Source organism: Extibacter sp. GGCC_0201 (genome assembly GCF_017566055.1).
Classification (GTDB): domain Bacteria; phylum Bacillota; class Clostridia; order Lachnospirales; family Lachnospiraceae; genus Extibacter.
Genome location: NZ_JABFCH010000218.1, coordinates 1 through 216 on the forward strand (window position 1 = coordinate 1; position 216 = coordinate 216).

At 51.9% G+C, this 216-nt stretch carries 1 pseudogene; it reads left to right on the forward strand.

Annotation, left to right across the window (positions count from 1 at the left end):
* Positions 1–216 (forward strand): annotated as a pseudogene (locus tag HJV72_RS19315) (hypothetical protein); the annotation flags it as partial.

The following is a 216-nucleotide window of genomic DNA, read 5'->3' on the forward strand; positions in this document are numbered from 1 at the left end:
CTGTGGGATTATTTTGACGAATTTGGCCTGGGGTTTGAGATGGAGCTGCGGAAGCTTCCGTTACTCCAGGAGACGGTAGAAGTCTGCGAGGTGTTTGATGTAAATCCTTACAGGCTGCAATCGGAAGGATGCGCTCTCCTTACGGCCGCAAACGGCGGCGCACTGGTAAGGGAGCTTGAGAAACAGGATATTCATGCGGTAGTACTTGGGAAAACG